Source organism: Bathymodiolus japonicus methanotrophic gill symbiont, from assembly GCF_019721995.1.
Classification (GTDB): domain Bacteria; phylum Pseudomonadota; class Gammaproteobacteria; order Methylococcales; family Methylomonadaceae; genus Methyloprofundus.
Genome location: NZ_BLYC01000088.1, coordinates 1 through 7,902, shown reverse-complemented (window position 1 = coordinate 7,902; position 7,902 = coordinate 1). Strand labels below are relative to the sequence as shown.

General features: G+C 37.0%; 11 protein-coding genes and 4 pseudogenes. 4 read left to right on the top strand and 11 right to left on the bottom strand.

Going from position 1 to position 7,902, the window contains the following annotated elements:
* Nucleotides 1-53: 53 nt before the first annotated feature.
* From K6984_RS29615 to K6984_RS29590, 6 genes and pseudogenes are all read right to left on the bottom strand, one after another.
* A pseudogene (locus tag K6984_RS29615) lies at nt 54-941 on the bottom strand (IS3 family transposase); the annotation flags it as partial.
* A gap of 161 nt (nt 942-1,102) precedes the next feature.
* On the bottom strand, nt 1,103-1,249 hold the full coding sequence (locus K6984_RS29610) for a hypothetical protein (protein WP_221898563.1): 147 nt from the start codon (nt 1,247-1,249) through the stop codon (nt 1,103-1,105).
* The gene (locus K6984_RS29605) at nt 1,179-1,511 is read right to left on the bottom strand and encodes a transposase (protein WP_221898562.1); all 333 of its coding nucleotides are present in this window, start codon (nt 1,509-1,511) and stop codon (nt 1,179-1,181) included. The genes K6984_RS29610 and K6984_RS29605 overlap by 71 nt, the downstream gene beginning before the upstream one ends.
* A 90-nt stretch (nt 1,512-1,601) precedes the next feature.
* Nucleotides 1,602-1,760: pseudogene (locus K6984_RS29600) on the bottom strand (recombinase family protein); the annotation flags it as partial.
* Between the two features lie 411 nt (nt 1,761-2,171).
* Nucleotides 2,172-3,314, bottom strand: coding sequence for a Shedu immune nuclease family protein (locus K6984_RS29595; protein ID WP_230988359.1), 1,143 nt, complete (start codon nt 3,312-3,314; stop codon nt 2,172-2,174).
* 54 nt (nt 3,315-3,368) lie between these two features.
* Complete coding sequence (locus K6984_RS29590; protein ID WP_221898559.1) at nt 3,369-3,506, bottom strand: hypothetical protein; 138 nt, start codon at nt 3,504-3,506, stop codon at nt 3,369-3,371.
* Here K6984_RS29590 and K6984_RS29585 point away from each other — a divergent pair.
* Complete coding sequence (locus K6984_RS29585) at nt 3,463-3,618, top strand: hypothetical protein (RefSeq protein WP_221898558.1); 156 nt, start codon at nt 3,463-3,465, stop codon at nt 3,616-3,618. The two genes, K6984_RS29590 and K6984_RS29585, sit on opposite strands and share 44 nt — an antisense overlap.
* Here the strand turns inward: K6984_RS29585 and K6984_RS29580 are convergent.
* From K6984_RS29580 to K6984_RS35490, 3 genes are all read right to left on the bottom strand, one after another.
* Nucleotides 3,546-3,734, bottom strand: coding sequence for a hypothetical protein (locus K6984_RS29580; protein WP_221898557.1), 189 nt, complete (start codon nt 3,732-3,734; stop codon nt 3,546-3,548). The two genes, K6984_RS29585 and K6984_RS29580, sit on opposite strands and share 73 nt — an antisense overlap.
* 27 nt (nt 3,735-3,761) lie before the next feature.
* Nucleotides 3,762-3,890 (bottom strand): hypothetical protein, encoded by a 129-nt coding sequence (locus K6984_RS35495; RefSeq protein WP_263458596.1) that lies wholly within the window; start codon nt 3,888-3,890, stop codon nt 3,762-3,764.
* Nucleotides 3,891-4,063: 173 nt separating this feature from the next.
* Nucleotides 4,064-4,186, bottom strand: coding sequence for a hypothetical protein (locus K6984_RS35490; RefSeq protein WP_263458757.1), 123 nt, complete (start codon nt 4,184-4,186; stop codon nt 4,064-4,066).
* A 12-nt stretch (nt 4,187-4,198) separates the two neighbouring features.
* Between K6984_RS35490 and K6984_RS29575 the strand changes: the two genes are divergently transcribed.
* Together K6984_RS29575 and K6984_RS36845 are read left to right on the top strand one after the other, a co-directional pair.
* Nucleotides 4,199-4,459: a hypothetical protein gene (locus tag K6984_RS29575; protein ID WP_221898556.1), complete on the top strand. Its 261-nt coding sequence runs from the start codon at nt 4,199-4,201 to the stop codon at nt 4,457-4,459.
* 144 nt (nt 4,460-4,603) lie between these two features.
* Nucleotides 4,604-4,870, top strand: a pseudogene (locus K6984_RS36845) (IS1-like element transposase); the annotation flags it as partial.
* Between the two features lie 54 nt (nt 4,871-4,924).
* Here the strand turns inward: K6984_RS36845 and K6984_RS29565 are convergent.
* Nucleotides 4,925-6,091, bottom strand: coding sequence for an IS3 family transposase (locus K6984_RS29565; protein ID WP_087870166.1), 1,167 nt, complete (start codon nt 6,089-6,091; stop codon nt 4,925-4,927).
* 86 nt (nt 6,092-6,177) lie between these two features.
* On the opposite strand from K6984_RS29565, the pseudogene K6984_RS29560 reads away from it, so the two are divergent.
* A pseudogene (locus K6984_RS29560) lies at nt 6,178-6,513 on the top strand (transposase); the annotation flags it as partial.
* A 272-nt stretch (nt 6,514-6,785) separates the two neighbouring features.
* Here the strand turns inward: K6984_RS29560 and K6984_RS29555 are convergent.
* Nucleotides 6,786-7,902, bottom strand: a 1,117-nt coding sequence (locus tag K6984_RS29555) for a type I restriction endonuclease subunit R, EcoR124 family (protein WP_420831741.1), incomplete at its 5' end; no start/stop codon positions are given.

Below are 7,902 nucleotides of genomic sequence, written 5' to 3'. Positions count from 1 at the left end.
ATAGCACCCCAAAGAGTCAAGACAGATTTTTCAACAATCCTTATTCCATATTCCTAAGCCGCTTCATTCTGCTGTTCATTAGCTAAAATACTTTCTCTATATACATTCATTGGTTTTTTATAGTCCAGGGTTTCATGAAACCGTTGATGATTATAAAACTCAATATAGTCATCAACATCTTCTATTAACGCTCTAATTGAACCATATTCATTTAAATAAATACGCTCACATTTTGCACTTCGCCAAAACCGTTCAATACAAATATTATCCGTTGCTCGTCCTTTTCCATCCATAGAAATAGTAATGCCTTTGTTTTTTAGTCGTTGGGTATGAATTTCACTGGTGTATTGACTGCCTTGATCCGTATTAAAAATTTCAGGTGTTCCGTAGAGAGAAAGCGCTTCATCTAATACATCCATAACTAAAAAAGAATCCATTGTGTTTGATATTTTATGGGCGAGCACTGCTTTTGAGTGCCAATCAATAATCGCCGCTAAATAAACCATCCCTTCTTTGGTTTTAATATAGGTTATATCTGTACTCCAAACTTGGTTAGCGTGTGATATATCAAGATCTCTAAGCTTATAAGTATATTTTTTATGTTCTTTTATGGGGATCGTTGTATTGACTTGTTTTACCGCTAATACGGCTTTCAAGCCCATCTGCTGCCGATAACTCGCCACCGTGTTTAAACTGACTTTAAAACCACCTTCAAGCAACTGCTGGTGTACTTTAGCCGCACCATAAATAGGGATGTCTTTAAAAATGTGATTAATCTGAGTTTTGATCTCTTCTTTCTTTTTATTCTCTCTTTTTTTGTAATAGAGATTGCTTCTATTTAATCCTAATAATGCACACTGCTGTGTTAGAGGTAGAGTGTTAAGCTTGGGCTCAATCAACTGTTTTCTATCAGATGAGTCCAAGCTTTTTAGCTTTTTTTCGAGCCACTCCTTCGCTGAAAATCAGGGAAACGGAGCCTAAGCGAAGTGATGATTTTTAGTCCGCGATAGCCGTAGGGCCGTTATTTTGTCGGAGTCTGAGCGTTAGCGAAGGTGGAGACAAAATAAAAGGCCATCCGACACGGCGTCAAGTCATTTGGAGCCTATGTTCCGACCCCTTGTTGGGTCGGGACGAGGTGACGAGGACGAATCGGGGCCGCCGGAGGCATAGTGGTCGCGTTAAGTTTTTGCTGCTTGCTTGGGCTGGGATGCCCAAAACAAGCTTTCGCAAAAATAGCGCGCCGTTTCAACCGTCATTTTTCCTACGATTTTTGTGAGCATCTCATTTTGTTCTTGAGCTGCTAATAGATCCTCTTTGTAATCTTTAACGGCTTTGGAGGGCTCCATTGCTATTTCTGCATTGTCTAAGAATATTTTTTTCCAGTTTTGTAGGTTCTTAGGTGTGATGTTATTTGCACTGGCAATTTCTTGCAGTGTTTTTTCATTCTTTAAAACTTCTAATACCAACTTGCTTTTAAATTCAGCACTGTAGACCGTTCTTTTTCTGCTCATTTTAATACTCCAATTTTTTACAAATAGTAACTAATTTGGAATAAGATTGCTTTGATTTCTTGTCTGGATTTGCTGGGGGATTATAGCTTTCCTTAAAGACTTTAAACATTGTTCAAGTTCGGGTCTGTCTTTTTTACTTCCTGACGCTTTTTCCTTATAAATTATTTCGCAACCAGCTGCATTAAGCGCGTCTATTTGTAGTGATGTATCTTGAGAAGATGTTGAAACTCGAGCGTAACCTATTTTCATCTGTTTACTTTTTTAACATGGGTTTTATTAACTATAGCATGAGATAAGTTTTTTAACAGCCTTTTTTAACATTATTAACTATAAATAAGGTCTTGTTAATGGTGATTAGCTGTGTTGATGGTGAAGTTAAAAAAACACTTGTTTTTTTAACTTCAATTATCAAGCAACTAAAGGAACATTGAAGTTGTGAATTGTGAGTTATTACTCTATATAGATCAGCTGAATGTTCAGACAATCTTTTTATAGCTTGTGCCTTACAACCCTTCAACTAGACATCTCCAGTTTTACTAGAGTCAAACTGGAACATTGAACCTTGTCATTTATAAATCAATAATGGCATTAAAGTACGCATTAATGTTCAGATCTATAATGTAATACCACACTATAAACAGCAGTAGCTAACCAATAACCTTATGAAGTTGTATTGAGTTTCTTCCATTTCATTATTATAAATTCAAATCGTTTTATTAAGTCATCGTATGTCAGAATATCTATAATGCTTTTATATTTTCTTTTTATGACTTCAAAATCTTGAATTTGCTCTTTAGATAGGCCTTTAGTTCGCCCCATAATTATTATCCCACATGGATTAGTAATTTTAATTTTAAAATTATCAGCTATATCCTCTTTGTAATGTGAAGTCAATTTTTCCTCACCTTTACTTCCATACTTATTCAAATAGAAAATATATTTCTCTACTTGCATCACAGCTCCAGAAAGCTCTCGTAGAGGAATGTAGTTATCTCGATATCTCCTTTCTGTAACTATACATTTACAAAATGGTTTCTTTATTTCAATAATATCTGTATTCCCATTAGAATCTACCAGTAAATAATCAATCCTTCTTTTTTTATTATATGTATCTATAATTGGAGCTTCTTTGAATACATATATGTATTTAGGATACAGAAACAATATTATTTGAATTAACTCTGCTTGCCACTGGTTTTCATTGTATGAATTATTATCATCAAGCATCAACTTTAGCTTTTGTAAAAGGCCTTGGTATTTCCATAATTCAATGTCAGAATATTCATATTGAACATTACGTCCTTTTTTACTGACTTTCTTATTTAAATATTTATGATATTTTTCTTCATAGTCCTCTTTAGTATCTAAATATGACGATAACACAGCACTTATTCGAGCTAATGTATACTTTTTCAGTTCGTATGAATTAGGAAACGCATCTAATAATTCTTTAAAAACTGACTCTGGTATAGAATTTTCTTCTTCGCCACCAATATAGATAGAGCCATTTATAATTTTGTTAATTTTTAGAAAAATAGATATATTAAGATGGGTAACAAACATTTTTTTCTCTAGTTTTATATCTTCATGTATATAAAGATCATAATCTAGACATAATAAATCTTTAGGGAAGCAATAATATCCTTGTTTTTTTTTTGCAACTTCAAACTCTACTGGATCATACTCATTATATTTGTCAAAAGACGAAACTAATTCATTTTTAGTAAAATAAAACGTTTTGCAAAGGTGAGCTCTTTCTTTTTCTTTAATCCGTTCATAAAGCCAAGCTGAACCTTCATACATACTGCTATAAAGAAGAACAACCTTATTCTTAATTAATTTAAATTCGATCATAGTTCAATAATACCTACTTATTTTATTACAGGCGCGCCATGCTACCTCACGAAATTCCGGGACTCCTGTCGCCATAATTCGTTCACCTACGCAGCGGATGGGAGATGCCCTGAACGCCCTGCGTCCGCAACGACTACGCACAAAAGCCGCTTCGTCATTACTACCTCACTGGCTGGACGGCTATTCGGAATGCAATTCTTGCTCCTCTCGCGTGCTGCTAGCACACGTCGAATCAGCAAATTGCCCTCGCTGAAAATCCTGGAAACGGAGCTTTAGCGAAGTGAAGATTTTTAGTCCGCGATAGCCGTAGGGCCGTTGTTTTGTCGGAGTCTGAGCGTTAGCGAAGGTGGAGACAAAATAAAAGGCCATCCGACACGGCGTCAAGTCATTTGGAGCCTATGTTCCGACCCCTTGTTGGGTCGGGACAAGGTGACGAGGACGAATCGGGGCCGCCGGAGGCATAAGTGGTCGCGTTAAGTTTTTGCTGCTTGCTTGGGCTGGGATGCCCAAAACAAGCTTTCGCAAAAATAGCGACTCCCCGAGTCGCCTATCAGGGACTAAAAATCACCACTTCGCTAAGCTCCGTTTCCATGATTTTCAGCGAAAGTGACTGTCAGCAGTGCACGATTGAAGGTGAGTTCTCACAGTAAAAAACGCTTTGTCATTGCCTTAAAATATGACGGTGAAAACGACTATCGCTATTTACAGGCGCGCCATGCTACCTCCCGAAATTCCGGGACTCCTGTCGCCGTAATTCGTTCACCTACGCAGCGAATAGGAGATGCTCCAGCCGCCCTGCGTCCGCCACAGACTGAGCACAAAGCAGCTCAGTCATGGCTACCACAAATGGCTCTACGGCTATTCGGGATAAAATTTTAGCCTCCCTCGCGCGCTATCGCGCACTTCGGATTGGCAAATTTCCCTGCGCCTTCTGGAGACTATCAGCCCGTCCGGGGCTGACAGCGAGAGAAGATTCCCTAGCTCGTGAAATTCGATTAATGGCATTACTTGAACATAAAATTGATACGATACAAAGCGAAACATCATCAGATAAACCAGTTATTAGAGGGGTGTTTTCAAAGTTATTTAAGTGATGTATTGTGTGTCACAATGAAGGGTATCATCTAGCATAGGACGTAGATACCCTGTATCTGCAATACAGAAATTGGTAGTGGGTTAAACCTGTGTTTAGCATGAGAGCAATAGAATAAGAAAGTGATTTATTGCATAATTCCCTCATGAAATATTATCAAGAAATCACCTGCCCTAACTGTACTAATTCCAACCTGATGAAATCAGGTAGTAGCGATCGTGGTGTGCAGCGATATCGTTGCCAGACCACAGCTTGCTCAACCAACACCTTCATGTTGGAATATTGTTATAAAGCATGTGAATTTGGAACCAAAGAACACGTTGTCGAAATGGCTATCAATAGTAGTGGCACTCGAGACACGGCTAGGGTTCTTAAAATCAATAAAAATACGGTGACTCGTACTTTAAAAAACTATAGCACCCCAAAGAGTCAAGACAGATTTTTCAACAATCCTTATTCCATATTCCTAAGCCGCTTCATTCTGCTGTTCATTAGCTAAAATACTTTCTCTATATACATTCATTGGTTTTTTATAGTCCAGGGTTTCATGAAACCGTTGATGATTATAAAACTCAATATAGTCATCAACATCTTCTATTAACGCTCTAATTGAACCATATTCATTTAAATAAATACGCTCACATTTTGCACTTCGCCAAAACCGTTCAATACAAATATTATCCGTTGCTCGTCCTTTTCCATCCATAGAAATAGTAATGCCTTTGTTTTTTAGTCGTTGGGTATGAATTTCACTGGTGTATTGACTGCCTTGATCCGTATTAAAAATTTCAGGTGTTCCGTAGAGAGAAAGCGCTTCATCTAATACATCCATAACTAAAAAAGAATCCATTGTGTTTGATATTTTATGGGCGAGCACTGCTTTTGAGTGCCAATCAATAATCGCCGCTAAATAAACCATCCCTTCTTTGGTTTTAATATAGGTTATATCTGTACTCCAAACTTGGTTAGCGTGTGATATATCAAGATCTCTAAGCTTATAAGTATATTTTTTATGTTCTTTTATGGGGATCGTTGTATTGACTTGTTTTACCGCTAATACGGCTTTCAAGCCCATCTGCTGCCGATAACTCGCCACCGTGTTTAAACTGACTTTAAAACCACCTTCAAGCAACTGCTGGTGTACTTTAGCCGCACCATAAATAGGGATGTCTTTAAAAATGTGATTAATCTGAGTTTTGATCTCTTCTTTCTTTTTATTCTCTCTTTTTTTGTAATAGAGATTGCTTCTATTTAATCCTAATAATGCACACTGCTGTGTTAGAGGTAGAGTGTTAAGCTTGGGCTCAATCAACTGTTTTCTATCAGATGAGTCCAAGCTTTTTAGCTTTTTTTCGAGCCACTCCTTTTCAACCGTCATTTTTCCTACGATTTTTGTGAGCATCTCATTTTGTTCTTGAGCTGCTAATAGATCCTCTTTGTAATCTTTAACGGCTTTGGAGGGCTCCATTGCTATTTCTGCATTGTCTAAGAATATTTTTTTCCAGTTTTGTAGGTTCTTAGGTGTGATGTTATTTGCACTGGCAATTTCTTGCAGTGTTTTTTCATTCTTTAAAACTTCTAATACCAACTTGCTTTTAAATTCAGCACTGTAGACCGTTCTTTTTCTGCTCATTTTAATACTCCAATTTTTTACAAATAGTAACTAATTTGGAATAAGATTGCTTTGATTTCTTGTCTGGATTTGCTGGGGGATTATACTACGGAACACCTGAAATTTTTAATACGGATCAAGGCAGTCAATACACCAGTGAAATTCATACCCAACGACTAAAAAACAAAGGCATTACTATTTCTATGGATGGAAAAGGACGAGCAACGGATAATATTTGTATTGAACGGTTTTGGCGAAGTGCAAAATGTGAGCGTATTTATTTAAATGAATATGGTTCAATTAGAGCGTTAATAGAAGATGTTGATGACTATATTGAGTTTTATAATCATCAACGGTTTCATGAAACCCTGGACTATAAAAAACCAATGAATGTATATAGAGAAAGTATTTTAGCTAATGAACAGCAGAATGAAGCGGCTTAGGAATATGGAATAAGGATTGTTGAAAAATCTGTCTTGACTCTTTGGGGTGCTATATTACTTGAACATAAAATTGATACGATACAAAGCGAAACATCATCAGATAAACCAGTTATTAGAGGGGTGTTTTCAAAGTTATTTAAGTGATGTATTGTGTGTCACAATGAAGGGTATCATCTAGCATAGGACGTAGATACCCTGTATCTGCAATACAGAAATTATTTAATAATGTGAGTGACGCTATTACTTTGCGTTACCACATTACAATACCTGTATTAAACCTTTCCACCCACGCCTTTAAATTTCTCAATAAAGTCGGCAATCTTTTGAAACACACTTTGTTTCTTAGTTAAGTATTGTGGATTAAGCGGACTCATTTTAGGCAGAATTGCATTTAGATCAGTGCCATTTTCACTGACATATTCTCGTTTTAACGATGCTGTTATATAGCGCTTAGCCGCTTCTTCATTCAGGCTTTCGGCACTAATTAATTCTCTTGCTTCACGTTGTTGTTCAGTTTGGGCAAAGGTAAAGAAAGCATCAATAATACTGGCTTTATCGGGGATATTATCTAAATTGGTTTGATTAATAAAATCCACAACCAAACTTTCTTTCGCTCGATTACCAAGGCTGGCGCGAATTAAACGCCTCGCTTCCTCAAGTAAAGTAGTCTTATCTTTCGTTTTCTTATTATGCTCAAAAATCAATTCTAGGATGTAATCCAAGTTAATCTCTTGCGATTTAAGCAGATCGACTTCAAAAATCACATCATCCCAATCAATATTGGAACTCTCTTGGTCGTTTGCTGATTTCTCGCGACGCAACCAATCGCGGATATCGTTATACGTTGAACGATAATCTTGAATAGTGCGTTCGGCAGGTACCTTAATCTCTTGCATAGAGATTAAGTCATCATCGCTTAAATGGTGCTTGTCTTTAAAGGTCTCTACGGCACTGAGGTCATCTGAGTCTAAATCTTGTAGGGATTTTAATCCTGAAAATTCATCATAGTTTTGCAGTATGTTTTCAACGCGTAAATATTCACCAAATAATGTAGCAAACGCTTTCTTATCTTTTTCTTTAACAATTGCATCAGGATCAGGGAAACGTTGTGCGAGTTCCTCCACCACCTCTAAATAACCGCGTCGTGCATCACCTGTTGCCACATCGGTAAAACCTTCCATATATTCTTTATAACTTTTTTCTAGCACCACATTTTTAGTGTTTTTATCACCAAAGATGGTAATAGCATCAACAGTGGCTTGTTCTAAATCGCGGAAGGTGACGATATTTCCAAAGGTCTTAGTGGCATCATAAATACGGTTAGTGCGCGAAAAGGCTTGTATTAAACCGTGATAGCGCAGATTTTTATCCACGAACAAGGTGTTTAAC